Origin of the sequence: Ruegeria sp., assembly GCF_040830605.1 — a bacterium.
Lineage (GTDB): Bacteria > Pseudomonadota > Alphaproteobacteria > Rhodobacterales > Rhodobacteraceae > Ruegeria.
Genome location: NZ_JBFOMD010000012.1, coordinates 119,172 through 143,718, shown reverse-complemented (window position 1 = coordinate 143,718; position 24,547 = coordinate 119,172). Strand labels below are relative to the sequence as shown.

Genomic DNA, 24,547 nt, shown 5'->3' with positions numbered 1-24,547 from the left:
ACCCCGCTTTATTCAGGCTTCGTAAACTCCCGTCGCATCTGTGCTGCCTTCTCGCGCATGACGCAGCCCGTCGCATGGTCGTTCACCAGCCCCATCGCCTGCATGAACGCAAAGACTGTCGTGGGTCCCACGAATTTCCAGCCACGTTTTTTGAGGTCCTTCGACATCGCCACCGACTCGGGTGAGGTCGAGGCGGTCTGTGGTTCGGGCAGATACTCGGGCCGTGCCTCATAGCGCCAGGCATAGGCTGCGATTGAGCCCTCTTGTGCCACCAGTTCCTGAGCGCGGGCGGCGTTGTTGATTACAGCCTCGATCTTGCCGCGATGACGGATGATGCCCGCGTCCTGCAGCAGGCGCTCGACATCCGTTTCGGTGAATTCGGCAACCTTCTCGTAGTCGAAGTCGTGAAAGGCCGCGCGAAAGTTCTCGCGCTTGGCCAGGATGGTGCGCCAGCTGAGGCCAGACTGAAAGCTCTCAAGACACAGCTTTTCGAACAGGCGCTGATCGTTGCCGACCGGATAACCCCATTCATTGTCGTGATAGTCGAAAAACTCGGGCGCGGCTTGACACCAACTGCACCGTGGGCACCCGTCCGGGCCGGTCACTGTCGCACTCATGGTATATTCCCGTTTTGTTCTTGTTTGATAGGGCCATGAAACCGAGAGATTTGCAAGAAATCATTCCCGGCTCCGGTACCAGTCCAGAACAAAGACGCGGATGGCCGAGGCGAGACCGGTTTCGGGGCCTCGGTCTACATCAATTTCAGACGCCAATACGTTGATAGGAAGATCTTTTTCTTTGGCGATATCGCGAAACGCCTGCCAGAATTCATCCTCAAGCGAGACTGAGGTTCTGTGCCCCTTGAGCGTCAGAGAGCGTTTCACCGGAGGTCCGCTCATTTGTCCAACTCATGCCCGTCGTGATTCCGACGTTCCTTGGCGGCCCGGGCCTTGTCGAGGTCCTTTTCGGCTTTGCTGCGCCCGAAAGCGATTGAATTTTGATCCGCGCGGGCCTTTTTTTCGGCCCGCGCTTTTTCTTTCCGATACCGGTTCAGGTTGACCGGCCCTGAACCAGACACGGCCATCAGTCCTTGGGCCCGATCATCTGTTCGGGGCGGACAACGGCGTCGAAGGTTGCCTCATCCACAAAACCAAGCGCGATGGCCTCTTCCTTGAGCGTCGTGCCGTTTTTGTGCGCGGTCTTGGCAACCGTGGTGGCGTTGTCGTAGCCGATGGTGGGGGCCAGCGCCGTGACCAGCATCAGCGATTCCTTCATCAGTTTGTCGATGCGCGGTTCATTGGCCTTGATGCCGAGCAGCATCCGCTCGGTAAAGCTGTCGGCGGCATCGCCCAGAAGCTGGATGGATTGCAACAGGTTGTAGGACATCATCGGGTTGTAGACGTTCAGCTCGAAATGACCCTGGCTGCCTGCGAACTTGATCGCCGCGTCATTGCCCATCACATGGGCCGCGACCTGTGTCAGCGCCTCGGCTTGCGTCGGGTTAACCTTGCCCGGCATGATCGACGAGCCCGGTTCATTCTCAGGCAGGATCAACTCGCCCAGTCCCGAGCGGGGACCAGACCCCAGAAAGCGGATGTCGTTGGCGACCTTGTAGCAACTGCCCGCAATGGTGGCCAAAGCGCCAGACAGGAAGACCATGGCGTCATGGGCGGCCAGCGCCTCGAACTTGTTGGGCGCGGTGACAAAGGGCAGGCCGGTGATTTCGGCCATGTTGGCGGCGACCGTTTCGCCCCAGCCTTTCTGGGTATTCAGCCCAGTGCCCACGGCGGTGCCGCCCTGTGCCAGCTCGTAGATGCCCGGCAGGCAGGCGTTCACGCGGGCGATGCCCTGGCGGATCTGATGTGCGTAACCGCCAAATTCCTGGCCCAGCGTCAGCGGTGTGGCATCCTGCGTGTGGGTGCGGCCGATCTTGATGATGTCCTTGAACTCTTCGGCCTTCTGCTCCAGTCCCGCGGCCAGTTTATCCAGCCCCGGCAGCAGCACGTCGCGCACGCTCATCGCGGTGGCGATATGCATGGCGGTGGGGAAGGTGTCGTTCGAGGACTGCCCCATGTTGCAGTGATCGTTTGGGTGTACTGGCTCCTTGGAACCGATCACGCCACCAAGGATTTCGATGGCGCGGTTGGCGATCACCTCGTTTGAGTTCATGTTCGACTGGGTGCCCGACCCGGTCTGCCACACCACCAGCGGGAAGTTGTCGTCGAACTTGCCCTCGATCACTTCGCCCGCGGCCTGAATGATCGCATCGGCCAGTTTCGCATCCAGCTTGTCGCTGTCCTTGTTGGCCATGGCGCAGGCTTTCTTGATCACGCCCAGCGCACGCACGATGGCCACAGGCTGCTTTTCCCACCCGATGGGGAAGTTCATGATCGAGCGCTGGGTCTGCGCGCCCCAATACTTGTCGGACGGAACCTCTAGCGGGCCAAAGCTGTCGGTTTCGGTGCGGGTCTGGGACATCTGTCACTCCGTCTGGTATGCAGTCGTATGCCGTTTAACCGCAGCGCGGCCATCGCGCAATCGGCCAGTTGCGCGCACCTTATGCGCAAGCGCGGCCAAGGTATAGGCAAGGAGGCGCGTCAATTTTTCGTTGGCCTCACGCCGAGTTGTCATTGTGCCCGGACCCGACCCCTGTAAGATATTCTGTGCAACGGCGATGGAGGTCCTGATGCGTGCATTGACCCTGATCCGGACGGGCCTGACCCGATGGTTTCTGACCTTGGGCCTATTGCTGGGCTTTGCCATCCCGGTGCAGGCGGGGGATATCGCACCCTTCATCGGTGACTATCTGGGATCGGCCGAGGTCGTGGATGCCGACGGTACGGCCACGCCTCGGGATATGAGCGTTTCGATCTCAGAGACCAAGGATGGCTTCAATGTCAGCTGGGCCACCATCACCTACAAGGCCGACGGACGGGTGAAAGAAAGCAAGTATACGGTCGATTTCCTGCCCACCGACCGGACCGGCATCTTTTCTGCGGCAATGCGGCGCAACGTGTTCGGGCATGCGGTGCAACTGGACCCGATGAAAGGCGAACCCTTTGTCTGGGGCCGTATCGACGGAGACGTTCTCACGGTCTATTCGCTGTTCGTCGATGATCACGGCGGCTATGAGTTGCAGCAGTTCGACCGGACGCTGGCCGAGAACGGGCTGAACCTGTCCTTTTCCCGGCTGCGCAACGGGGACAAAGCGCGGTCTGTCGAGACCTTCCTGCAAAGGCAATAAAGCACTTTGCGAAACTCTGCCCGCCGAGCATCACTTAACGCGTTGAAATCTATGATTTCAGGCAGCGTCAAGTGATTCAGTTGTTTTGCGAAGTGCCGCAGAACCCGCGCAAAGCAGGTTCTGATCCGGTCGTTTCGACCGTGTTTACTTGCGGAAACTGTCCAGCGAGACCACGTCGGCGTCGTGCTGTGTCACCTCCGGCTCTTCTTCCGGCTCCGGCTCGGCGGGGATATGGCCGATTTCGTCGTCGTCCTCGTCTTCGGCGGTCTCGAACCGCAGGCCGAACTCGACCGACGGATCCACGAAGGTCAGAATTGCCGCGTAAGGGATATAAAGCGGCTCGGGTGCGTCGCCGAAATTCAGGGTGATCGAGAAGCCATCCTCGCCCACGATCAGGTTTTCGAACCAGTGCTGCATCACGATGGTCATCTCGCCCGGATACCGGTCAGTCAGCCAGTCGGCCATCTGCACACCGGGCTGGCGGGTGTCGAAGGTGATGAAGAAATGGTGCGCACCCGGCAAGCCGTTCGCGGCCACATCCGCCAGAACGGTCTTGATCAACCCCCGCATCGCGGTGTGCATGAGGTTTCCGTAATCGATGTCTCGCGACATTGCAGTTCCTCGAAAATTCTTGCCCTCAGCATAAGGGATTCGACCGGAAACAAAAGACCACCTGTGGTTTAATTCGCTCAGACAAGATAGCTGAGTGTTCCGGCCAGCGCCATCAGGATCAAAGTTGCTGCGAAACCGAATTTGGCACCCAGCATGAGCGCTGCGGCAAGCAGAGTGAGGGCAAAGGCCTGCACGTGCAGGGTGGTTAAATCGGGCAGAGGAATTCGGACCGGACCGGATGCCCAGACGGAAATTCCTCGGAACAGGACGTTGAGAGCGAACCAGATCGACAGGTTCAGGATCACGCCCACCACAGCTGCGGTGATGGCGCGCAGAGCGGCGGCAAGACGGGGGCGGGCGGCGATCTGCTCCAGATAGGGGGCGGCGAGGAAAATCCACAGAAAGCAGGGCACGAAAGTGGCCCAGAGTGCCACCGCCCCCGCCGCCAGCGCCAGTGGGATGCCGCCGGAGATCTGGCCGCTCAGCATGGCCACGAACTGGGTAACCAGAATCAGCGGCCCCGGCGTGGTTTCGGCCAGACCCAGAGCATCGATCATCTGATCCGTGGTGATCCACTGGTATTGCCCGACCACGGTCTGGGTCATGTAGGCCAGCACCGCATAAGCACCGCCAAAGGTCACCACGGCAAGGCGGGCGAAGAACCAGCCAAGATCGCTCAGCAATTGCTGCCCGGTGAGCGTCAGAGTGGCCAGCGGCGCCAGCCACAGACTGAGCCACAGGGCCGCCGTGCGCAGGGGGCGGTTCTTTGTGGAGCGGGCCGGGGCCCCGGCGGCGGTTTTGTCCGAGGTGAGATATCCCCAGGCGGCCGCTGCGGCGATGATCAGCGGAAAGGGTAGGTTCAGGGCAAAGATCGCCAGGAATGCCAGCCCTGCGATGATCAACGCGCTGCTACCTGTCAGCGCCTTGCGTGACAAGTTGCGCAGCGCCAACAGAACGATGACGATTACGGTGGCCTTGACGCCCAGAAAGGCCGATTGCACCAGCGGCAGGGTGCCGAAACTGGCATAGAGGCCGACCAGAACGGCGATGATCAGCGCGCCGGGCAGTACGAACAGCCCGCCGGCGATCAGCCCGCCGGGCACGCCGCGCAGGCGCCATCCGGCATAGGTGGCCAGTTGCATCGCTTCGGGCCCCGGCAGCAGCATGCAGAGCGACAGAGCGCGCAGATAGGTTTGCTCGTCCAACCATGGGCGCTCGTCCACCAGCTCGCGGTGCATCAGCGAGATCTGGGCCGCGGGGCCGCCGAAGGACATCACGCCGATGCGTCCGAAGACGCGGGACAGGTCGGAATAAGATGGGGTCATTTGCGTCTGTCCGCCGGCCAGTCATGACCTTCTCCGAACCCGTCCCGCGCCCAGCGGTAGAAGGCATCATAGAGATGCAGTCCGGCCTCCAGCTGCTGGTGATCGTCGCGGTATTGGCGCGACAGGCCCGCCGAAACCGCCAGCAGGCCCGCCGCCTCGGGCGCAAGGTCGTGCCGGTTGGTATCGGCACCGCGCACGACGTGTGAAAGGCGATCCAGCGCCTCGGTTCTCAGGCCGAACTCGTCCAGCATGATGTCGAAGGTGCAAAGCGGGCCGCGATGGCTCCAGAATGTGTCCTCGACATCGAAGGGGGTGGCGTCGAACCGGTCGGCGACGTCCATGACCTCCGAAGGAGAAACGAACAGGAACCGGGCGCCTGGATCGACGAAGCGGCGGATCAGCCAGGGGCAGGCGATGCGGTCGATCTTGGGGCGGTGGCGCGTAACCCAGAGTGTGTGACCCTCGATGGGTTTCGGGAGGGCCGCAAAAGGGACGCGCGGCGCGCCCGGATGATCGCGCCAGGCAAACATGCCGCCTTCCAGGTATTCCGCCCGAACCCGGTCACTGCGCAGCCAGGCGGTTACGCCCTGGCTCAGCTTTAGCCCTTTCTGGCAGACGATGACGCAGGCCCCGTCGCCCACGCGGCGGTGCAGCCCGCCGATATCTGTATGGGGATGCCGGAAAGATCCGGGGATCAGATGGGGGTCCGCTTCGAAATCCGGGTCGATGCAGATATCGACGATGACCGGCGCCTGCGGCGTGCCGATCAGGCGGAGCAGTTGCGGTACGGTAATCGCGTTGGGTGCAGCCATGGCATGTGTCCTTCAAATCTGGATACATGCGAAACTTGGGCTGACGCCTCACGGGGTGTTCGCAGAATGACCCCCTGCGAATTAAATAGCGTGGAAGGGCACAGAGGGTCAATGTGCCGGGGGTTTTGGGCGATTCCCGTCAGGCCCAGTTCAGCCGCTGGCCGGTCATGCAGACAGGCAGGGTATCTTGCGGCAGTTGTCCCAGTTGTTCAAAGAACGAGATGAAATCGAACTGATTGTAGGCCTCGACCATCTTGCCGTCTCGGAACCGGGCCATGACCTGTCCGCTGACCTCGATCGGGGCGCCATTGTCGGCGCGCGAGGTATGGACATGCAGAATGGCCGACAGCCAGTCCCCATCTTCGATGATCTTGGGCAGTTCGACCCGGATCTCGCCGAGAATAAATCGGAATGCGGTCACCAGATCGCGAAAATCGTCCGGGCCCACCTGCATTTCGGGGATCAGCCCCTCGGCCATCGTATCGGGATCGAAATACTGGTCGATCGCCTCGGTATTCCCCTGTTCCCAGACCTGGGCATACCATTCCTTCAACACTTCGATTTTCGTCATGTCAGGTCTCCGTCCTTGTTGAGCGGAGGATGACTCACAAGGGTGAACGAATCCTGAACGCGTGCACAGGGTAGGTAAAAAACATGTACATATTGGGAAAATGCAGGTTTCTGTTGCCAGGTACCTGCGGACCCCGCCTTACGCGGCTAGGCGCAAGGGCTTAGATTTCGGTCTTGTTACTGCTTACGCAGCAACTGCAACCGGAGCACGATTGTCGTTTGCAATTGTACTGTTCGGGCCGATACGGTGGCACCCCGCCGAGACAAAGCTAACCCCTTTAGACGTCCGTCGATCCTGTTTCGGCCCCATGATCCCCAAACGAAGGATGGTTGGTGGAGCCGCCGGGTACCGCCCCCGGGTCCGATCCGTTTATTACGAGCGCGTTTATGTCCATAGTCCCGAAGGACAGGTTCTATATAATCTTGCGCGGTGCGGCTTGCAAAGGGGCGAATGCGTATTTTTGGCAAGAAGAAGCGGGCGGTCAGGCGTTGCGGGGCAGGTTGGCGAGGATGAGCCACAGGGCCAGCGCGGCCTCGATCCCGCCGAAGACCAACACTTTGGTCAGGGGCGGCGAGTCGAGCGCAAGCGACACCGCCCGCCCAAGCGCCGCGCCGCCATAGGCAAAGCCCAGCATTGCATAGGCCATCGGGTGGCCAAGTATCAGCACTGCTAACCCGGTGACTACGAAGAGCCCGCCGACCGAGGCCCGCATCTCGCTGTAGCCCATCGTGCTGTTGGTGGGTGCCAGATCAAGAGCTGTTGCGGTGAACGCTGGTGCGAGAAAGCCGAAGAGGCCGAAGCCGATGGTAAGCAGCGCGGCGATCATGTTCAGGGTTGGGGTCATGCGGGTCTCCTTCTGCCGCTGTCAGTTAGGGCAGGGTTGTCTCAAGTCACGCACCATAGGCCGCATCGAAAAAGGCCCGTTCCAAAGCGACGGCGCGTAGGAACAGGGTTTCGACTTCTTTATGCGCGTCCGGGCTGAGCGCCGGCCAGAGTTTGTCGAGTTGGCTGCGCAGGTATTCAACCACGCCTTCGAAACCCTCGCCCGCATGCAGGGTGATCCATTCGGCGAAGTAAAACGGCAGATCGCCGCGCGGCGGGTGCACCGGAGTAGCCCAACTGAGATAGGTCCATTCGGCCACCACCAGCACCGCCAGCATCAACTCGTACCGGCCCGAGGCGGCGGCCTCGGCCATCAACTCCTGAAAATCCCGGGTCGCAGGGGCGGGATCCGGGTTTTGCGCCGCCTCGTCCATGTCCAGCGCGTCGAAGGAGCGCAGGAAATAGGTGTTCTCGGGGCCGGTGATCACCGCCAGAAACTGCGCTGCCGGGACGCTGTCGGCCAGTGAGGGCGCATGGGCGATGGCGCTGGCCAGCAAGCGGACGAAACCGTCGATGAATTGGTAGTCCTGCGCCAGATACCAGCGCATCTTGTCAAGCGGCAGGACGCCCTCTGCCAGTTCAGTGCAGAAGGCATGGGTGGTCGCGGCGTGCCAGTCCTCGGCGGCCAGCGCGCGCAGGTGATCGGTGGGGCGCATCGGGGGCTCCTTGTCGGGTTTTGGGTGCAGAGAGCCTGAAGCGCGCGCCGGGCGCAAGGTCAGCTTTTGTCGCGCGCGGCGCGTGCGGCCATCACGTCGTCCTTGAGCGTCATCGTGTAGGCGGTCAGTTCTGCCAGCGCTGCATCGGCGGCGGTGGCGTCGCCTGCCTCGATGGCGTCGGCGATGCGGGTGTGCAAGGCTACGATGGCCTCACGCGAACGGGCGGTGAAGGTGATCATGTTCATCAGCGGTTGCATCGCCTCGACCGCGCCCGCAAGCTGATAGGAAAGCACCGGGTTGCCCGCGCCATCGACCAGCGCGCGGTGAAAGGCGACGTCCGACGCGCAGAACGCCTCATCGGTCAGGCCCGGCTGGTTCTGGCGCACAATCTCGGCCCGCATGGTGGCGAGGTGGTCGGGTGTCCGGCGTTCGGCTGACAGTGGCGCACAGGCGCGCTCCAGTGCGAACCGTGCTTCGCAGGCGGTGTCGAAGCTGACCGCGTTCATCGAAAGCAGCAGGGTGGATGTGGTAATCTGCTGGGAATAGGCGTCCTCGAAGCTCAGCCGATTGACGAAGGCGCCGCCAAAGGCGCCGCGCTGGGTGCGGATCAACGATTGCGCCGCCAGCCGTTTCAGCGCCTCGCGCACGGTGGGGCGGGAAACCTGAAACTGATCGGCCAGTTCGGCCTCGGAGGGCAGGCGTTCGTCGACGATCAGGCGGCCCTCGACGATGGCGTCCTTGATCGCCTGCGCGATCTGGGCCGACAGGTCGGCGGAGCTTTTGGGATCGATTTTCATAAGCGCGTCATTTTTTATTTGTCTGACATTTAAAAGTCTGACATTTGAAAAGCAAGAGATGAGTCGAGGGCGAGGAAGAGGAGAGCCATGCTGTCGGACCGCATCAGAGCCATGTCGGCGCCGCATTGGCTGACCCTGTTCGCAGGGATCGCTGCGGCTTGGGGCGCACTTTATTTGATGGCGGTTCCGGCTGAGCTGCGCCAGTTCGGGGCGGTGTACGGGGCCGAGTTCTGGGCCAGCCTGTGCGTCGTGACGCCGGATGCCGCCGGACTGGCACGCATGACCCTGATGTGGGTGCTGATGTCGGGGGCGATGATGGCACCGACGGTGCTGCCCGCGCTGGCGACATACGAAGAGCTGGGCCAGACCGGAGCCGTCACCAGCATGGGGCGGCTTCTGGGCGGCTACATGGCGGTCTGGCTGGGTTTTTCGGTGATGGCTGCACTGATGCAGTTGGCGCTGTTTCAGGCTGGTCTGCTCGATCCGTTGGGGCAGAGCGGTGTGGATTGGCTGTCGGCGTTGCTGCTGGCGGGGGCGGGGCTGTATCAGTTTTCGGCACTCAAGGATGCGTGCCTGGATAAATGCCGCTCACCGATGATGTTCTTCCTGTCCCACTGGGACGAGGGCGCGTGGCGCAACGGCGTGCGGCTGGGGCTGGTCTGTCTGGGCTGCTGCTGGGCGCTGATGCTGCTGGCCTTTGTGGGTGGCGTGATGAACCTGGCCTTCATGGGGCTGGCCACCGCCATAATGGTTTTCGAGAAACTGCCCGATCTGGGGCGATACATTACCCGACCGCTTGGGGGGCTGCTGATTGCGGCCTCGGCGCTGGTCGGGTTCGGACTGATCTGAGGAGGATTTGAGACATGGCAAGCGACCGTCTGGAAGTGGCCGAAAAACTCGACAGCCGCCACCCGGCAGCCGAGCACAAGGACCCGGGCCTGACGCCCTGGGCGATCAAGGGTGAACTGGTTCTGAACTGCAACTGCACGGTGTTCTGCCCCTGTGTGGTTTCGCTGGGTAAGCACCCGCCGACCGAGGGGCACTGCCAAACCTGGGGCGGGGTGCGCATCGACAGCGGGCATTATGGTGACGAGGACCTGTCGGGCCTCAATATCGGCCTGCTGATCGAGATCCCCGGCATGATGTCGCGCGGCAACTGGAAGGCGGCGGTTTTCATCGATGACCGCGCCGGCCATGCGGCTTATGAGGGGCTGGTCAAGATCTTTTCGGGTCAGGCGCGGGGGACCACGGGGCTGTTCTCGGTTCTGGTTGGAGAGTTTCTGGGCGCCGAGCGGCAGCCGGTCACTTATGTCAACGACGGCAAGAACCGCCACATCACCGTCGGCCGCAAGATCCAAGGCACGGTGTTCCCGGTCGAGGGCAAGGATAAGGACAGCGATATCGTGATCTCGAACACCGAATACTGGATGGGGCCGGATATCACCGTGGCCACCGCCAGCAAGGGCCGGGTGCGCGCCTTTGGTCGGGTCTGGGATTTCGATGGCCGGTCCGCCGAGATTTGTCAGATCGACTGGCATGGTCCACGCTGATGATCACTGTGGTCTATGCACAGCAGATGGCCCGCTATAACCGCTGGCAAAACAGTCAGTTGACGGGCTTTCTTGAGGCGTTGAGTGCAGAGGAACTGACCCGCGACAGGGGCGCGTTCTTCGGCTCGATCCTCGGAACGGCGAACCATCTGCTGTGGGGCGACGCCATCTGGATGTCGCGCTTTGACGGCGGGGCGGGCCCTGAGGGTGGCATTCCCCACAGCGCCGCGCTGCACACCGATCTGGCGGCGTGGTTGCCAGCGCGGCGTGAGATGGATGACCGGATCACCCGCTGGGCAGACGGTTTGAGCGACGCGGCGCTGGTCGGAGACATGACCTGGTTCTCGGGCGCGGCGGGGCGTGAGGTCAGCAAGCCTGTGGCGATGCTGGTGGTGCAAATGTTCAACCACCAGACCCATCACCGGGGGCAGATCCACAAGATGCTGACCGAAACCGGATCGAAAGCGCCGGTAAGCGATCTGTTCTTCATGCCCGAGGATGTGTGAGATGGCCGTCATCTCTCCCAACCGCCGTGTGCGCAAGACGCCGTTTTCAGCTGGCGTAGACGCGGCCGGGATCGGTGGGTATACGGTCTATAACCACATGCTGCTGCCCACCTTTTTTGAAAGCGTCGAGGCGGACTGCGCGCATCTGAAGCAACATGTGCAGGTCTGGGATGTGTCCTGCGAGAGGCAGGTGCAAATCAAGGGGCCGGATGCACGGCGGCTGTTGCAGATTCTGACGCCGCGCGATTTGGCCCGGCTGTCGCCGGATCGGTGCCTCTATGTCCCGATCACCGATCAGGGTGGCGGGATGATCAACGATCCTGTGGCGTTGCAGGCGGGACCGGATACCTATTGGGTGTCGATTGCGGACAGCGATCTGTTGCTGTGGGTTCTGGCGATTGCCGGGACCGGCGGGTTTGATGTCGAGGTGTGTGAGCCGGATGTCTCACCGCTGGCAGTGCAGGGGCCCAAGGCCGAGGATCTGATGGCGCGGGTGTTCGGCGACACGGTGCGTGAGATCCGGTTCTTCGGCTGCAAACGCCTGACCTTTGGCGGGCAAAACTGGATCGTGGCGCGCTCAGGCTGGTCGAAGCAGGGCGGGTTCGAGATATACGTGGAAGGCAGTGAGCACGGGATGGAACTGTGGTTGGCGCTGTTTGCCGCCGGTGAGGATCTGAACGTGCGCGCGGGCTGTCCGAACAATATCGAGCGGATCGAGAGTGGGTTGCTGAGCTATGGCTCGGACATGACGCGGGACAACACGCCGCTGGAATGCGGGCTGGACCGTTATGTCAGCGCAAATCAGCTGGGTCATTGCTTTGGCGGACGGGCGCTACGCGAGCAGATCGAGGCCGGTGGCCCGGAGCGTCAGATCCGGCCCATCGTAATCGAAGGAGAGATTGGTCCGTGTACAGGATCCTGGCCTTTGCTGTCCGAGGGAAGAGAGGTCGGGCGGGTGGCCTCGGCCGCGTTCTCGCCCGAGTTCGGTGTGAATGTGGCCATCGGCATGGTGGAGCGGTCACATTGGGCGCCCGGCACGCGGATCGAGATCGAGACGGAGCATGGCATGCGGCGGGCCGTAGTGCAGGAGAGTTTCTGGCGGTGATGCGGTGCCGTCGGGACGCCTCCGGCGGGAGTATTTGGAAAAAGATGAAGAGGCCGGGCCAATTGCCCGCAGTGAAGGAGAGACATTATGTTCAGCGCGTTGGTTATTGAAAAAGATGAAGAAAGTGGTAAGGCCAGTGCCTCGGTGCAGCAGATCGGCGAGGATGCGCTGCCCAATGGTGAGGTGACCGTTGCGGTCGAGTATTCGACCGTGAACTACAAGGACGGGCTGTGCCTGAGTTCCAGCGGTGGCGGGTTGGTGCGCAAGTATCCGCATGTGCCGGGGATCGACTTCGCGGGCACGGTCGAGGCGTCCTCGGACGCGCGCTACAAGCCCGGCGACAAGGTGGTGCTGACCGGTTGGCGTGTGGGCGAGGCCCACTGGGGTGGCTATTCGCAAAAGGCCAATGTGCTGACGGACTGGCTGGTGCCTTTGCCCGAGGGGCTGAGCACGCGGCAGGCGATGGCGGTGGGCACTGCCGGACTGACCGCCATGCTGGCGGTCATGGCGCTGGAGGATCACGGGCTGGCGCCCGATCACGGCCCGGTTCTCGTCACCGGTGCCGCGGGCGGCGTCGGGTCCGTTGCGACCGCAATTCTGGGCAAGCGGGGCTATCAGGTGGCGGCGGTCACCGGGCGACCCGAGACTGCGGATTACCTCACCTCGCTCGGGGCAACCCAGATCGTGGCGCGGGAAGAGCTGAACGAAACCACCAAGCGTCCGCTGGAAAGCGAAAACTGGGCGGGTTGTGTTGACGCCGTGGGAGGCGCGATGCTGGCGCGGGTGCTGGGGCAGATGAAATACGGCTGCTCCGTTGCTGCCGTGGGGCTGGCTGGCGGCGCGGCGCTGCCGGCCACCGTCATCCCGTTCCTGCTGCGGGGCGTGAACTTGCTGGGCATAGACAGCGTGATGCAGCCCTATGACAACCGGGTGCGCGCCTGGCAGCGCATCGCGAAAGACCTGCCGATGGACAAGCTGGAGGCGATGATCCAGCCCGCGACGCTCAGCGATCTGCCGCGACTGGGCGCCGACATTCTGCAGGGTCAGGTCAAGGGCCGTGTGGTGGTGGATGTGAACGCCTGACAGGGTTGACCTACGACGGGGCTCGCCCAGCACGGCGGGCCCAAGTGAAAGAAAATCATGACGTTGTGCAGAACGGGCCTCGCCTTTGCGGCAAATCCCCGCCAAGATTGCTATACATCCCATTTCCGATGGCTTATGACCCATCCGAACAGCACCTGACTACGGGGAGTGAGCAGAATGTCTGACGATTTCGACCTGGACACAGATGATCTCCAGCGCCGGATGGACGGCGCAATGGCAAACCTCAGAACCGAATTCGCGTCCTTGCGCACGGGCCGTGCCTCGGCCTCGATGCTCGAGCCGGTGATGGTCGATGCTTATGGCGCGATGACACCGATCAACCAGGTCGGCACCGTTAATGTGCCCGAGCCGCGCATGGTCACGGTCAACGTCTGGGACAAGTCCCTGGTGGGCAAGGTGGAAAAGGCGATCCGCGAAAGCGGGCTGGGCATCAACCCGCAGACCAACGGCACCATCATCATGCTGCCGATCCCCGAGCTGAACGAAGAGCGCCGCCGCGAGCTGACCAAGGTGGCCGGGCAATATGCCGAACACGCCCGGGTGGCGATCCGCAACGTGCGCCGCGATGGGATGGACCAGATCAAGAAGGGCAAGAATGACGGCGCCATGTCCGAGGATGACCAGAAGCTCTGGGAAACCGAGGTGCAGGACCTGACCGATGCCATGATCCATTCCGTGGACGAGGCGCTTGAGACCAAGCAAGCCGAAATCATGCAGGTCTGAGCGGCAGGGATGCCAAAGGACCCCAATACGGAACCGCCCGTCGGCCCGCGTCATGTCGCCATCATCATGGATGGCAATGGCCGTTGGGCGCAGGCCCGCGGGCGGCCGCGCCTGTTCGGCCATCATGCCGGGGCCAGGCGCGTCCGCGAAGTGGTCGAGGCCTGCCCGGACCTAGGGGTCAAATATCTGACAATATTCGCCTTTTCGACCGAGAACTGGAAACGCACTCAGGTCGAGGTGGCCGGGTTGATGAGCCTGTTCCGCCGCTATATCGCCAAGGAAACCCGCGCCTTGCACGCCAAGGGTGTCCGGGTGCGTTTCATTGGCGATCGGGTGCGGCTGGATCACAAGCTGGTCTCGCTGATGGACACGTTGGAAGACCAGACCAAGGACAACATCGGCGTCAACCTGACCATCGCGCTGAATTATGGCGCCCGGGACGAGGTGGCGCGGGCCACAAAGCGGCTGGCGCGCGACGTGGCCGAGGGCAAGCTCAAGCCGGAAGATGTCGATGAGGAAACGCTGCCGAAATACCTCGACACCCGGGTTCTGCCGGATCCGGATCTGGTGATCCGCACCAGCGGCGAGGCGCGAATCTCGAACTTTTTGCTGTGGCAGTCGGCCTATGCGGAGTACGAGTTCATCGACACGCTCTGGCCCGACTTCACCGCTGCTGAACTGGAGCGGCTGTGCAAGAATTTCGGCGCGCGTGACCGGCGGTTCGGAGCGGTCAAGGCATGAGCGAAGGCCGTTGGTCGGATCTTGCAGCGCGGATGCTCTCGGCTGTCGTGCTGATTGCCATCGGCGCGGTCGAGGTCTGGCTTGGCGGGCTGTGGTTCGAAACCTTCATCGCCATCGCCTGTGCCCTGATGATCTGGGAACTGGTACGGATGATCGACCCTTCCCTCCGGGGTGTTGCCGTCCAGCTTGGTCTGGTGACCGGGTGCGCCGTGCTGCTGAGCTTTCACGTGCCGCCGGTCTTCCGGTTGCCGATCCTGGTGGCCCCGGCGCTGGTCGGCGCGGGTCAAGTCAGCCGCCACAGAGTGCTTTACGGCGTTTTTGCGCTCTGGATCGCTGCGGCGGGGCTGGGTTTTATCGCGATCCGTGAGACCATGGGGTTCGGCTGGATGCTGTGGTTGATCTCGGTGGTGGTGGCGACGGATGTGGCAGGGTATTTTGCCGGCAAAGCCATCGGCGGGCCCAAGTTTTGGCCTCGGGTCAGTCCCAAGAAGACTTGGGCCGGTACTGCGGGCGGCTGGGTGGCTGCGGCGCTGGTGGGCGCGGCATTTGCGATACAGGCCGGATTCGGCGTGCCGTTCGTGGTAGTATCGGTCTTGGCCTCGATGGCCAGCCAGGCGGGTGACATCGCCGAGAGCGCGGTCAAGCGCAAGCTGGGCGTCAAGGACAGTTCGAACCTGATCCCGGGCCATGGCGGATTTCTGGACCGGTTCGACGGCATGATGGGGGCGGCGGTCTTTGTCCTGATCGCGGGACTGATCTACGCGCCCGGAGAGATGTGATGCGCAAAGTCTCGATTTTTGGCGCGACCGGGTCGATCGGTCAGAACACGATCGACCTGATTGCCCGCGATCCCGATGCCTATGACGTGGTGGCACTGACCGGCGGTGCGAATATCGCGCAACTGGCGGTGGATGCGCGGCGGTTGGGGGCCGATCTGGCCGTCACCGCCTATGAGGACCGGCTGGATGAGCTGCGCGCGGCGCTGGACGGATCGGGGGTCGAGGTGGCGGCGGGGCAGGCGGCCCTGACCGAGGCGGCATCGCGTCCCGCCGACTGGGTCATGTCGGCCATTGTCGGTGCTGCCGGGCTGGCCCCGGGGCTCGAGGCTCTGGAACAAGGGGCGACACTGGCGCTGGCCAATAAGGAGACGCTAGTCTGTGCGGGCAGGCTGGTGCTTGAAACCGCTGAGGCCCATGGAGCGCGGCTGCTACCGGTCGACAGTGAGCATTCGGCTGTGTTTCAGGCATTGGTCGGTGAAGAGATCGCGGCGGTCGAGCGCATCGTCATCACCGCCAGTGGCGGTGCTTTTCGCGACTGGCCGCTGGAGGATCTGGCCAACGCGACGGTCGAACAAGCCTCGTGCCATCCCAACTGGAACATGGGTCAGCGGATCACCATCGACAGCGCATCCATGTTCAACAAGGCGCTGGAGGTCATTGAAACTCGGGAATATTTCGGCGTCTCGCCAGAGCAGATCGAGGTGCTGGTGCATCCCGAATCCATGGTGCATGCGCTGGTGGGATTCCGCGACGGGGCGTTGATGGCGCATCTGGGCGCGCCCGATATGCGCCACGCCATCGGTTACGCGCTGCACTGGCCCGACCGCCGCGATCTGCCGGTCGAGCGGCTGGACTTGGCCCAGCTCGGACAGCTGCATTTCCGCGCCCCGGACGAGGCACGCTACCCGGCGCTCATGCTGGCGCGTCAGGTGATGGCGCGGGGCGGTCTTGCTGGAGCGGTTTTCAACGCCGCCAAGGAGCGAGCGCTGGACCTCTTCATCGCGCGCAAGGCCGGATTCCTGGATATGGTGGCTATCGTGGAAACGGTCCTCGACCGGTTTGAAGGCGCTTCCGGCCTTCTTGATGCCACGATGACCCTTGATAACGTGTCGGAAACGGACCATCTGGCACGTAAGTGGGCGGATGAAGCCATGATCAAGCGAGCAGGATAAAAATTTGGATATCGTTTCTCTGATCCCTCAATTTGGCGGCCTCATCTATACGATTCTGGCCTTCGTGGTGGCGTTGTCAGTGATCGTGGCCGTGCATGAATACGGCCACTACATCGTGGGCCGCTGGTCGGGCATTCATGCCGAGGTCTTTTCGCTGGGTTTCGGCCCGGTGATGTGGAGCCGCGTGGACAAGTACGGCACTCGTTGGCAGGTCGCGGCGCTGCCCTTTGGCGGCTATGTCAAGTTTCTGGGCGATGCCAATGCGGCCTCCGGCAAGGACGAGGACGCCATGGCCGAGATCGAAGAAGTCGACCCCAAGGCCCTGCGCCGGACCATGCACGGCGCGCCGCTCTGGGCGCGGACGGCGACGGTGGCGGCGGGGCCGGTGTTCAATTTCGTCCTGTCGATTCTGGTCTTTGCCATGATCTTCATGGTCGAAGGCGAGGCGCGCGATCCGCTGACCGTCGGCAAGCTGCATCCGTTGCCGGGCGACGTGCAGGAACTGCGAGAAGGCGATCAGATCCTCGCCATTGAGGGCGTTGTCACACCGGATTTCGATGAGGGTTCGAACTGGTCCGATTTCGTACGCGCGCTGCCCGAGCAACCGGTGCTCGACTTTACCGTGTTGCGCGATGGGCAAGAGATGCAGGTGCAGGGTCCTTGGCTGTTTCCGCCGCTGATCCAGCAGGTTGCCCCGCGTAGCGCCGCGATGGACATCCAGCTTGCCCCGGGCGACGTGATCACCTCGATCGACGAAGAGCCGATCTATGCCTTCGCGCAACTCAAGGACAAGGTGGAGTCCTCGGACGGGCGTGCCCTCTTGCTGGAGGTCTGGCGCGACGGACAGACCCTCGATTTCGCGCTGGCACCGCGCCGCACGGATGAGCCGCGCGCTGAGGGCGGGTTCGTGACCCATTGGCGCATCGGCATCGTTGGCGGCATGGCGCTGGACCCCGCGACCGAACGCACCGGGCTGGGCACTGCGCTGTCCGGAGGTGCGGCGCAAACCCTGCGGATCATCGAAGGGTCGCTGTCGGGCATCTGGCACATGATCACCGGTGCGATCAGCACCTGCAATATTTCGGGGCCTATCGGCATTGCCGAGACCTCAGGTGCAATGGCCAGTCAGGGGGCGCAGAATTTCATCTGGTTCATTGCCGTGCTGTCAACGGCCGTCGGCATGCTCAACCTGTTTCCGATTCCGGCGCTGGATGGGGGGCACCTGGTGTTTTACGCGTACGAGGCGGTCACCGGGAAACCGCCGAGCGACGGAGCCCTGAAGGTGCTGATGGCGGTGGGGATCACCTTGATTCTCTCGCTGATGATCTTCTCGCTCAGTAACGATCTTTTCTGCTGAAATTTGGCAATTCCCACAGGGAGTTGCCAAGATCCCGCCAAAGTCTTGCCACAATCGATGGGTAAATTTGCCTTAATCATGAATGTGTGAATTGGACCTACGAACGAGTATAACATGCTGCAAACCTTGCAACATTCTTATTCCGGCCTGAGCCTTATTCTGCGGTTGAACTGGGACCGTCTATTGAGTGTGGGAACCATCGCTCTGGCCCTGGCCGCATGGACTTATGTTTTCGGCTTCTGATTCCCACTGATCCCTCCTGTTTGAACGCGCACGGCCCTAGGGGCCGTGCTGCGTTTTGTGCTTTTGACAAGCTCCTGTAATCCCGCTACTCAGCCTAGTAAGTCTGTTGAAAATCTGGGTAGAAAATAAAATGACTGACAGGAGAGGCGCGGGCACATCCTGCGGTGGAAACACCTTGCATGGCCATATTTTGTGGCGCGCGGCGGCAATTTTTTTCCTTTTCTTTGCAACGGTATTCCTGATTGTCCCCGCTGCGGCACAGGCGCAGACCTACACTTTCAACTCGGTGCAGGTCGAGGGCAACCAGCGGATCGAAAGCTCAACAATCATTGCGCGGACGGGAATCGTGCGCGGCCAACAAGTGACTGCCGGACAACTAAACGACGCTTACCAGCGCCTGCTTGACAGTGGTGTTTTTGAGACAGTCGAACTGACGCCGCGCGGCGGAACGCTGGTGATCTCGGTGACTGAGTATCCGACGATCAGCCGGATCAGCTTCGAAGGAAACCGCCGGGTCAAGGACGACGTGCTGCAGGATGCTATCGGTTCGGAGTCGCGGCGGGTCTTCACACCTGAGCAGGCTGAAAAAGACGCCAATCTGATTGCCGAGATCTACTCTGCGCAGGGGCGTGTGGCAGCCACCGTGGTGCCTCGCATCATTCGGCGCAACGACAATCGCGTGGATCTGATATTCGAGATCGCCGAGGGCGATACTATTGAAATCGAACGGATCAGTTTCGTCGGCAACCGAGTTTATTCCGACCGTCGCTTGCGCCGTATTCTGGACACCAAGCAAGCCGGCCTCCTGCGCGCTTTCGTGCGTTCTGACACGTTCATTGCCGACCGGATCGAGTTCGACAAGCAGGTGCTGCGCGACTTTTACCTGTCCCGTGGATATATCGACTTTCGCGTCAACAGTGCCAATGTGGAATTTACCCGTGAGCGAGATGCGTTCTTTCTGGTCATGGACGTGACTGAAGGGCAGCAATTCTCGTTTGGAAATATCACTACCGTCAGTGAAATTCCCGGAGTCGATCCGGCTCCGTTCCAGGAAGCGCTCAAAATCAAGCGGGGCGTGGTGTATTCGCCCTCGCTTGTCGAGAACTCGATCGCCCGTCAGGAGCGGCTGGGTATCAAGCAGGGCATCGATTTTCTGCGGGTCGAGCCGCGGGTCACCCGAAATGACCGGGATTTGACGCTGGATGTCGAATTCGCCCTGGTAAAAGGACCACGCATCTTTGTCGAGCGGATCGACATCGAGGGCAACACCACCACATTGGACCAGGTGATCCGACGCCAGTTCACGACGGTGGAAGGCGATCCTTTCAACCCGCGCGAAATCCGCCAAAGCGCGGAACGCATCCGCGCATTGGGCTTCTTCTCGACCGCTGATGTGCAAACCCGCGAGGGGTCTTCTCCCAGCCAGGTCATCGTCGATGTAGATGTCGAGGAGCAGCCCACCGGCTCGCTCAGCCTTGGCGGCAGCTACTCGGTCTCGGACGGGTTCGGTATCGCCATCGGGCTTCAGGAAAGGAACTTTCTGGGACGCGGTCAGAGTCTTGGTCTGACACTGTCGACTGCGCAGGATTCCGAGCAATATGTGCTGTCTTTCGGGGAGCCGCACCTGCTGGGGCGCGACCTGCGCTTTGACCTGGATCTGGGCCTGTCGAACCAGAATTCGAGCTTTGCTACCTATGATGTTAAGCGCGCGTTCTTCAGCCCGTCGTTGACCTACGCCATTGGCGAGCAGTCTTCGATCCAACTGCGTTACAATTGGGAAGACAGCGAGATGGAGGCGCGGGACAACAGCACCAGTGGTGCCGTCATTTCTTCCGAGATCGCACAGGGTAAGCGCTCGACCAGTTCACTGGGCCTGTCCTACACGTTCGACAGCCGCCGCAGCGGCCTAAACCCTAATGCGGGTGTGCTGTTTGAGATCGGAGTGGATGCGGCCGGGCTTGGTGGCGACAACGAGTTCATCAAGACGACTGCGCGTTCAATTGCGCAGACCCGTGTCTGGAACGAAGAAGTGACGCTGCGCGCGTCATTGGAACTGGGTGCTCTGTCCTGGACCGGCAATGATTTCAGCCGCACCATCGACCGCTTTGTGTTGGGGCCGAACACGTTCCGAGGGTTCGAACCGGCGGGCATCGGTCCGCGTGACCGCTCGGGCGGTCGGGACGACGCGATAGGAGGCAACTACTACTATGTTGCGCGGTTAGAGGCAGAGTTCCCTTTGGGCCTGCCCGAAGAATTAGGGTTGCGCGGTGGCCTGTTCTACGATGTGGGTAATCTCTACGATCTGTCGAACGTAAACACCGCGGGAGGGACTATCCTTGGCGAAGATGGCTCACTGCGCCATGTCATCGGATTTTCGCTGCTCTGGACCACCGGTTTTGGTCCCCTGCGTTTCAACTTCTCCAAGGCGCTCAAGAAAGAGGAGTTCGACCAGGAGCAGAACTTTGACCTGACGATTCAGGCCAGGTTCTGATACCGGATGAACTCTGCATTATGCCTTCTGTTCGCACAGGGCCCCTTTCGGGCCCTGTGTGTGATTCTGGCGCTGCTTGCGCCGCTGCAAGCGCTGTCGCAGCAACTGGGCGTACCGCAGCGGGCGATCCTGACTATCTCTAGCGATAGGCTGTTTTCCGAATCCGCCTTTGGCCGCCGTGTAATAGACGAGATTGAGGCCGATGGCGCGGTGTTGGCCGCCGAAAACGAACGTATCATCACCCAACTGAGCAAAGAAGAACGCGAGTTGACTGCGCGCCGCGCCGAGATGGAACCCGCTGCGTTTCGCGCGCTGGCCGATGCCTTCGACGCCAAGGTGCAGTCCCACCGCGAGAGCCAGAAGGCAAAGCTGGATGCGCTGGCCGCCCGCACGGACGAGGCGCGCGGCGCGTTTCTCGAAATGGTTCAGCCGGTGCTGGCCCGGCTGATGCAGGAAACCGGCGCTGGCGTCATTCTGGAACGCTCAAACGTGTTTTTCAGCGCCAACGCGACCGATATCACGGATCTTGCCATTTCCCGTATCGATGCTGCCATCGGCGATGGGAAGGGCCTGGAAAACCGCGATACGGAATAGCCATGCTTGCCCTGACGGGGCGGGATTGTTAATCCACCACGAAACATCATCCAGAACGGGAAAACTGCACGATGACCTCGGAAACCAAGAGTGCCGACATTCAGCTGATCCAGCGGATCCTGCCGCACCGCTATCCGTTTCTGCTGGTCGACAAGGTGGTCGACATCAACGGCTATCAATCGGCGGTCGGCATCAAGAACGTGACCATGAATGAGCCGCATTTCCAAGGCCATTTCCCCGGAACCCCGATCATGCCGGGCGTCACCATCGTCGAGGCGATGGCGCAGACCGCCGGCGTCATGCTGGGCGTCGGCATGGATGTCATCGACAGCGAGTTACTGATCTATTTCATGAACATCGACAAGTGCAAATTCCGCCGCAAGGTAATCCCCGGCGATGTGCTGCAGATGCATGTTGAGACAGTTCGGGGCAAGAAGGGCGGCAAGATCTTCAAGTTCAGCGGCCGTGCTACGGTAGAAGGCGAAGTGGCCGCCGAGGCGGAGTTCTCGGCCTATGTGGATTGGGACATGGAAAAGACGACATGAGCCAAGTTCACCCCAGCGCAATCATCGAAGAAGGGGCGCAGATCGGTGAGGGCTGTGTCATCGGTCCGTTCTGTTATGTTGGGGCGCGTGTTCGTCTGGGCGACCGGGTTGAGCTGAAGTCGCATGTGGTCGTGACGGGTGACACATCGGTTGGCGACGACACCGTAATTTTCAATTTCTCGGTGATCGGTGAAATTCCGCAGGACCTGAAATTCGGCGGCGAGGACACGCGGCTGGAAATCGGCAAGCGCAACCGTATCCGCGAGCATGTGACCGTCAACACGGGCACCGAGGGCGGTGGCGGCGTCACCCGGATCGGCGACGACTGCCTGCTGATGGCGGGGTGTCATGTGGCCCACGACGTACAGATCGGTGACCGGGTGATCATGGTCAACCATGCCGGTGCCGCTGGGCACTGCATCATCGAGGACGACGTGATCGTGGGTGGCATCTCGGGCCTGCACCAGTGGGTGCGCGTCGGTCGGGGTGCCATCATCGGCGCGCTGACCATGGTGGCCAAGGATGTGATTCCGTACGGCCTCGTACAGGCGCCGCGCGGCGAGTTGGACGGGCTGAACCTGGTGGGTCTCAAGCGTCGCGGTGCGTCGCGGGCCGATATCTCGGCGCTGCGGGCGGCGTTTCGCGAGCTGTCCTCGGGCGAAGGTACGTTCATGGAGCGTGCGAAGCGGCTGGGTGAGGATGCCGAGAGCGAATATGTGCGCCAGATCGTCGATTTCGTCACCGGCGAAACCGACCGGTCGTTCCTGACACCGGGGAAATGACGTCATGCTTGCCCTGATCGCCGGAACCGGGGCATTGCCCGACGAACTAGTGGCGCGGCTGCCCGAACGCCCGCTGGTCTGTGCGATGGAGGGGTTCGAGCCGGACAACCTGAGCGTGGACCGTACCTTTCCGCTGGAACAACTGGGTGGGTTCATTGCCGATCTGAAGAAGCGCGGGATCTCCGGGATCTGCATGGCCGGTGCCGTGGGGCGTCCGGCCATCGACCCGGGACGGATAGATGCGGCCACGATGCCATTGGTGCCGATTCTGCAACAAGCGATCCTGTCGGGCGATGACGGCGCCCTGCGCGCGGTGATCGGTATCTTCGAAGAGGCCGGGCTGACAGTCCACGCCGCGCATGAGCTGGCGCCGGATATTCTGCCGCCGCTGGGCTGTCTGACCGAGGCGCAGCCCTCTGACGCGGATCTGGCCGATGCCGACCGTGGAGCAGGCATCGTGCGTGCGATGAGTGCTGCCGATGTCGGCCAGGCCTGCGTGATCTCGCGCGGGCAGGCGCTGGCCATCGAAGGGATCTATGGCACTGCCTGGATGCTGCAATCGCTGACCCGGCGACCCGATGCCGGTGGCGGGGTGCTGTTCAAAGCGCCGAAACCGGATCAGGATCGTCGCGCCGATCTGCCGGCCATTGGCCCGGACACAGTGACCAGTGCCGTTGCAGCGGGGCTGTCGGGTATCGTCATCGAAAAAGGCGGCGTTATCGTATTGGAGCGGGACCGGGTCATTGAGGAATGCGACCGTCTCGGCCTGTTCCTTCTGGTGCGTGAGCGGGCGGTCTGATGCGGGTGTTCTTGCTGGCCGGTGAGCCGTCGGGCGATCGGCTGGGCGGGGCACTGATGGAGGGGCTGAAAACCCTCGTTCCCGATGTGGAGTTCGACGGCATCGGCGGCCCGCTGATGCAGGCGCAGGGGCTGGTAAGCCGCTTTCCGATGGCCGAACTCAGCGTCATGGGACTGGTCGAGGTCTTGCCAAAGTATTTCCACCTCAAGCGCCGTATTGCCGAGACCGCTCAGGCGGTGCTGGAGACGAAGCCGGATGTGATGATTACCATCGACAGCCCGGACTTCAGCCTGCGCGTGGCCAAGCTGGTCAAGGCCGAAAGCAACATTCGCACCGTGCATTACGTGGCCCCCAGCGTCTGGGCCTGGCGTCCGGGGCGGGCGGACAAGATGGCCAAGGTCATCGACCACGTGCTGGCGCTGCTGCCGTTCGAGCCGCCTTACATGGAACGCGCCGGGATGGAGTGCGATTTCGTCGGCCATCCGGTGGTGAGCGAACCGGTCGCGACGGAGGCCGAGATCGCTGGCGTCCGGCAGGCGCATGGGCTGGGCGAAGCGCCCGTGTTGCTGGCGCTGCCGGGTTCGCGCCGGGGGGAGGTAGATCGTTTGGCGCCGGTCTTTGGGGAGGCGCTTCGCCTGCATCTAGCCGCGCATTCGGATATGCGGGTGGTGGTGCCCTCCGTGGCGCATGTGGCGGAGCAGGTGCTGGAGCATGTGCGCGACTGGCCGGGTGATCCGGTGGTGGTCGATCCGCGCGGTATGAGTGCGGATGAGGCCGCAAGCCACAAGCGCGCCGCCTTTGCCGCCGCCGATCTGGCACTGGCGGCCTCGGGCACCGTGTCGCTGGAACTGGCGGCACAGGCGACGCCGATGGTGATTGCCTACAAGGTCAGCTGGCTGACCCAGAAGATCGCCGAACGGATGGTGAAGCTCGACACCGTGACGCTGGTCAATCTGGTCAGTGACACCCGCGCGGTGCCGGAATGTCTCGGGCCTGTCTGCCAGCCGGACCGGATCGCCGCCCGGCTGGCCGAGGTACAGGCCGACCCGCAGGCGCAGGCCGAGGCGATGCGGCTGACCATGGAGCGTCTGGGCCGGGGTGGGGAGGCACCGGGCCTGCGCGCCGCGCGGGCGGTTCTGGACCGGATGCCGGGGTAG

General features: G+C 62.1%; 28 protein-coding genes and 1 other RNA gene. 17 read left to right on the top strand and 12 right to left on the bottom strand.

Translation table 11 applies throughout. The annotated features are described in order from the left end of the window. Window positions 1-8: 8 nt before the first annotated feature. Genes AB3N21_RS17435 through fumC form a run of 4 tightly spaced genes read right to left on the bottom strand, consistent with a single transcriptional unit; the run spans window position 9 to window position 2,478 of the window. Window positions 9-617: a DNA-3-methyladenine glycosylase I gene (locus tag AB3N21_RS17435; RefSeq protein WP_367936414.1), complete on the bottom strand. Its 609-nt coding sequence runs from the start codon at window positions 615-617 to the stop codon at window positions 9-11. A 60-nt stretch (window positions 618-677) separates the two neighbouring features. Further along, window positions 678-899: a ribbon-helix-helix domain-containing protein gene (locus AB3N21_RS17430; protein ID WP_367936413.1), complete on the bottom strand. Its 222-nt coding sequence runs from the start codon at window positions 897-899 to the stop codon at window positions 678-680. Next, on the bottom strand, window positions 896-1,084 hold the full coding sequence (locus tag AB3N21_RS17425; RefSeq protein WP_367936412.1) for a DUF4169 family protein: 189 nt from the start codon (window positions 1,082-1,084) through the stop codon (window positions 896-898). Before AB3N21_RS17425 ends, AB3N21_RS17430 begins: the two co-directional genes overlap by 4 nt. After that, window positions 1,084-2,478, bottom strand: coding sequence for a class II fumarate hydratase (fumC, locus tag AB3N21_RS17420; RefSeq protein WP_367936411.1), 1,395 nt, complete (start codon window positions 2,476-2,478; stop codon window positions 1,084-1,086). The genes AB3N21_RS17425 and fumC overlap by 1 nt, the downstream gene beginning before the upstream one ends. 208 nt (window positions 2,479-2,686) lie before the next feature. On the opposite strand from fumC, the gene AB3N21_RS17415 reads away from it, so the two are divergent. Beyond that, on the top strand, window positions 2,687-3,244 hold the full coding sequence (locus AB3N21_RS17415; protein ID WP_367936410.1) for a hypothetical protein: 558 nt from the start codon (window positions 2,687-2,689) through the stop codon (window positions 3,242-3,244). Window positions 3,245-3,388: 144 nt separating this feature from the next. Here the strand turns inward: AB3N21_RS17415 and AB3N21_RS17410 are convergent, their stop codons facing one another. The 8 genes from AB3N21_RS17410 to AB3N21_RS17375 form a co-directional block, all read right to left on the bottom strand. Beyond that, window positions 3,389-3,856 carry an SspB family protein gene (locus AB3N21_RS17410; RefSeq protein WP_367936409.1) on the bottom strand — a complete coding sequence of 156 codons (468 nt, stop codon included), beginning with the start codon at window positions 3,854-3,856 and terminating at the stop codon, window positions 3,389-3,391. Between the two features lie 77 nt (window positions 3,857-3,933). Then, window positions 3,934-5,181: a chromate efflux transporter gene (chrA, locus tag AB3N21_RS17405; protein ID WP_367936408.1), complete on the bottom strand. Its 1,248-nt coding sequence runs from the start codon at window positions 5,179-5,181 to the stop codon at window positions 3,934-3,936. Beyond that, the gene (locus tag AB3N21_RS17400) at window positions 5,178-5,993 is read right to left on the bottom strand and encodes a chromate resistance protein ChrB domain-containing protein (RefSeq protein ID WP_367936407.1); all 816 of its coding nucleotides are present in this window, start codon (window positions 5,991-5,993) and stop codon (window positions 5,178-5,180) included. Before AB3N21_RS17400 ends, chrA begins: the two co-directional genes overlap by 4 nt. 139 nt (window positions 5,994-6,132) lie before the next feature. After that, complete coding sequence (locus tag AB3N21_RS17395; RefSeq protein ID WP_367936406.1) at window positions 6,133-6,564, bottom strand: ester cyclase; 432 nt, start codon at window positions 6,562-6,564, stop codon at window positions 6,133-6,135. 99 nt (window positions 6,565-6,663) lie between these two features. Beyond that, window positions 6,664-7,010: a transfer-messenger RNA gene (gene ssrA, locus AB3N21_RS17390) on the bottom strand. A 35-nt stretch (window positions 7,011-7,045) separates the two neighbouring features. Then, window positions 7,046-7,408: a DUF4345 family protein gene (locus tag AB3N21_RS17385; RefSeq protein WP_367936405.1), complete on the bottom strand. Its 363-nt coding sequence runs from the start codon at window positions 7,406-7,408 to the stop codon at window positions 7,046-7,048. A gap of 46 nt (window positions 7,409-7,454) precedes the next feature. Further along, a complete protein-coding gene (locus AB3N21_RS17380) occupies window positions 7,455-8,102 on the bottom strand; it encodes a TenA family protein (RefSeq protein WP_367936404.1) in 648 nt (215 codons plus the stop codon). Between the two features lie 59 nt (window positions 8,103-8,161). After that, window positions 8,162-8,899, bottom strand: a complete 738-nt coding sequence (locus AB3N21_RS17375; RefSeq protein WP_367936403.1) for a FadR/GntR family transcriptional regulator — start codon at window positions 8,897-8,899, stop codon at window positions 8,162-8,164. 87 nt (window positions 8,900-8,986) lie between these two features. Between AB3N21_RS17375 and AB3N21_RS17370 the strand changes: the two genes are divergently transcribed. From AB3N21_RS17370 to lpxB, 16 genes are all read left to right on the top strand, one after another. Then, on the top strand, window positions 8,987-9,748 hold the full coding sequence (locus AB3N21_RS17370) for a DUF2182 domain-containing protein (protein WP_367936402.1): 762 nt from the start codon (window positions 8,987-8,989) through the stop codon (window positions 9,746-9,748). A 14-nt stretch (window positions 9,749-9,762) separates the two neighbouring features. Continuing rightward, on the top strand, window positions 9,763-10,449 hold the full coding sequence (locus AB3N21_RS17365) for a DUF1326 domain-containing protein (RefSeq protein ID WP_367936401.1): 687 nt from the start codon (window positions 9,763-9,765) through the stop codon (window positions 10,447-10,449). Further along, a complete protein-coding gene (locus tag AB3N21_RS17360; RefSeq protein ID WP_367936400.1) occupies window positions 10,449-10,955 on the top strand; it encodes a DinB family protein in 507 nt (168 codons plus the stop codon). Before AB3N21_RS17365 ends, AB3N21_RS17360 begins: the two co-directional genes overlap by 1 nt. A gap of 1 nt (window position 10,956) precedes the next feature. Next, window positions 10,957-12,060: a dimethylsulfoniopropionate demethylase gene (locus AB3N21_RS17355; protein ID WP_367936399.1), complete on the top strand. Its 1,104-nt coding sequence runs from the start codon at window positions 10,957-10,959 to the stop codon at window positions 12,058-12,060. 87 nt (window positions 12,061-12,147) lie between these two features. Then, on the top strand, window positions 12,148-13,143 hold the full coding sequence (gene acuI, locus AB3N21_RS17350; protein WP_367936398.1) for an acryloyl-CoA reductase: 996 nt from the start codon (window positions 12,148-12,150) through the stop codon (window positions 13,141-13,143). A gap of 177 nt (window positions 13,144-13,320) precedes the next feature. Then, window positions 13,321-13,887: a ribosome recycling factor gene (gene frr, locus AB3N21_RS17345; RefSeq protein ID WP_367936397.1), complete on the top strand. Its 567-nt coding sequence runs from the start codon at window positions 13,321-13,323 to the stop codon at window positions 13,885-13,887. A 9-nt stretch (window positions 13,888-13,896) separates the two neighbouring features. Next, window positions 13,897-14,628: an isoprenyl transferase gene (locus AB3N21_RS17340; RefSeq protein WP_171176249.1), complete on the top strand. Its 732-nt coding sequence runs from the start codon at window positions 13,897-13,899 to the stop codon at window positions 14,626-14,628. Beyond that, window positions 14,625-15,407, top strand: a complete 783-nt coding sequence (locus AB3N21_RS17335) for a phosphatidate cytidylyltransferase (RefSeq protein WP_367936396.1) — start codon at window positions 14,625-14,627, stop codon at window positions 15,405-15,407. Before AB3N21_RS17340 ends, AB3N21_RS17335 begins: the two co-directional genes overlap by 4 nt. Then, window positions 15,407-16,579 (top strand): 1-deoxy-D-xylulose-5-phosphate reductoisomerase, encoded by a 1,173-nt coding sequence (gene dxr, locus AB3N21_RS17330; protein WP_367936395.1) that lies wholly within the window; start codon window positions 15,407-15,409, stop codon window positions 16,577-16,579. Before AB3N21_RS17335 ends, dxr begins: the two co-directional genes overlap by 1 nt. Before the next feature lie 4 nt (window positions 16,580-16,583). Continuing rightward, entirely contained in the window at window positions 16,584-17,936 is a 1,353-nt protein-coding gene (gene rseP / locus AB3N21_RS17325) for an RIP metalloprotease RseP (protein ID WP_367936394.1), read from the top strand. Between the two features lie 373 nt (window positions 17,937-18,309). After that, the gene (bamA, locus tag AB3N21_RS17320; RefSeq protein WP_367936393.1) at window positions 18,310-20,670 is read left to right on the top strand and encodes an outer membrane protein assembly factor BamA; all 2,361 of its coding nucleotides are present in this window, start codon (window positions 18,310-18,312) and stop codon (window positions 20,668-20,670) included. 6 nt (window positions 20,671-20,676) lie between these two features. Further along, window positions 20,677-21,264, top strand: coding sequence for an OmpH family outer membrane protein (locus AB3N21_RS17315; RefSeq protein ID WP_367936392.1), 588 nt, complete (start codon window positions 20,677-20,679; stop codon window positions 21,262-21,264). 71 nt (window positions 21,265-21,335) lie between these two features. After that, window positions 21,336-21,809: a 3-hydroxyacyl-ACP dehydratase FabZ gene (fabZ, locus tag AB3N21_RS17310; RefSeq protein WP_367936391.1), complete on the top strand. Its 474-nt coding sequence runs from the start codon at window positions 21,336-21,338 to the stop codon at window positions 21,807-21,809. Beyond that, complete coding sequence (lpxA, locus tag AB3N21_RS17305) at window positions 21,806-22,591, top strand: acyl-ACP--UDP-N-acetylglucosamine O-acyltransferase (RefSeq protein ID WP_367936390.1); 786 nt, start codon at window positions 21,806-21,808, stop codon at window positions 22,589-22,591. Before fabZ ends, lpxA begins: the two co-directional genes overlap by 4 nt. A 4-nt stretch (window positions 22,592-22,595) precedes the next feature. Beyond that, complete coding sequence (locus AB3N21_RS17300) at window positions 22,596-23,390, top strand: LpxI family protein (protein WP_367936389.1); 795 nt, start codon at window positions 22,596-22,598, stop codon at window positions 23,388-23,390. Beyond that, complete coding sequence (gene lpxB, locus AB3N21_RS17295; protein WP_367936388.1) at window positions 23,390-24,547, top strand: lipid-A-disaccharide synthase; 1,158 nt, start codon at window positions 23,390-23,392, stop codon at window positions 24,545-24,547. Before AB3N21_RS17300 ends, lpxB begins: the two co-directional genes overlap by 1 nt.

Coding starts and splice junctions, on each gene's coding strand:
- AB3N21_RS17435 (WP_367936414.1), bottom strand. CDS start 617: ATGAGTGCGACAGTGACCGGCCCGGACGGGTGCCCACGGTGCAGTTGG.
- AB3N21_RS17430 (WP_367936413.1), bottom strand. CDS start 899: ATGAGCGGACCTCCGGTGAAACGCTCTCTGACGCTCAAGGGGCACAGA.
- AB3N21_RS17425 (WP_367936412.1), bottom strand. CDS start 1,084: ATGGCCGTGTCTGGTTCAGGGCCGGTCAACCTGAACCGGTATCGGAAA.
- fumC (WP_367936411.1), bottom strand. CDS start 2,478: ATGTCCCAGACCCGCACCGAAACCGACAGCTTTGGCCCGCTAGAGGTT.
- AB3N21_RS17415 (WP_367936410.1), top strand. CDS start 2,687: ATGCGTGCATTGACCCTGATCCGGACGGGCCTGACCCGATGGTTTCTG.
- AB3N21_RS17410 (WP_367936409.1), bottom strand. CDS start 3,856: ATGTCGCGAGACATCGATTACGGAAACCTCATGCACACCGCGATGCGG.
- chrA (WP_367936408.1), bottom strand. CDS start 5,181: ATGACCCCATCTTATTCCGACCTGTCCCGCGTCTTCGGACGCATCGGC.
- AB3N21_RS17400 (WP_367936407.1), bottom strand. CDS start 5,993: ATGGCTGCACCCAACGCGATTACCGTACCGCAACTGCTCCGCCTGATC.
- AB3N21_RS17395 (WP_367936406.1), bottom strand. CDS start 6,564: ATGACGAAAATCGAAGTGTTGAAGGAATGGTATGCCCAGGTCTGGGAA.
- AB3N21_RS17385 (WP_367936405.1), bottom strand. CDS start 7,408: ATGACCCCAACCCTGAACATGATCGCCGCGCTGCTTACCATCGGCTTC.
- AB3N21_RS17380 (WP_367936404.1), bottom strand. CDS start 8,102: ATGCGCCCCACCGATCACCTGCGCGCGCTGGCCGCCGAGGACTGGCAC.
- AB3N21_RS17375 (WP_367936403.1), bottom strand. CDS start 8,899: ATGAAAATCGATCCCAAAAGCTCCGCCGACCTGTCGGCCCAGATCGCG.
- AB3N21_RS17370 (WP_367936402.1), top strand. CDS start 8,987: ATGCTGTCGGACCGCATCAGAGCCATGTCGGCGCCGCATTGGCTGACC.
- AB3N21_RS17365 (WP_367936401.1), top strand. CDS start 9,763: ATGGCAAGCGACCGTCTGGAAGTGGCCGAAAAACTCGACAGCCGCCAC.
- AB3N21_RS17360 (WP_367936400.1), top strand. CDS start 10,449: ATGATCACTGTGGTCTATGCACAGCAGATGGCCCGCTATAACCGCTGG.
- AB3N21_RS17355 (WP_367936399.1), top strand. CDS start 10,957: ATGGCCGTCATCTCTCCCAACCGCCGTGTGCGCAAGACGCCGTTTTCA.
- acuI (WP_367936398.1), top strand. CDS start 12,148: ATGTTCAGCGCGTTGGTTATTGAAAAAGATGAAGAAAGTGGTAAGGCC.
- frr (WP_367936397.1), top strand. CDS start 13,321: ATGTCTGACGATTTCGACCTGGACACAGATGATCTCCAGCGCCGGATG.
- AB3N21_RS17340 (WP_171176249.1), top strand. CDS start 13,897: ATGCCAAAGGACCCCAATACGGAACCGCCCGTCGGCCCGCGTCATGTC.
- AB3N21_RS17335 (WP_367936396.1), top strand. CDS start 14,625: ATGAGCGAAGGCCGTTGGTCGGATCTTGCAGCGCGGATGCTCTCGGCT.
- dxr (WP_367936395.1), top strand. CDS start 15,407: ATGCGCAAAGTCTCGATTTTTGGCGCGACCGGGTCGATCGGTCAGAAC.
- bamA (WP_367936393.1), top strand. CDS start 18,310: ATGACTGACAGGAGAGGCGCGGGCACATCCTGCGGTGGAAACACCTTG.
- AB3N21_RS17315 (WP_367936392.1), top strand. CDS start 20,677: ATGAACTCTGCATTATGCCTTCTGTTCGCACAGGGCCCCTTTCGGGCC.
- fabZ (WP_367936391.1), top strand. CDS start 21,336: ATGACCTCGGAAACCAAGAGTGCCGACATTCAGCTGATCCAGCGGATC.
- lpxA (WP_367936390.1), top strand. CDS start 21,806: ATGAGCCAAGTTCACCCCAGCGCAATCATCGAAGAAGGGGCGCAGATC.
- AB3N21_RS17300 (WP_367936389.1), top strand. CDS start 22,596: ATGCTTGCCCTGATCGCCGGAACCGGGGCATTGCCCGACGAACTAGTG.
- lpxB (WP_367936388.1), top strand. CDS start 23,390: ATGCGGGTGTTCTTGCTGGCCGGTGAGCCGTCGGGCGATCGGCTGGGC.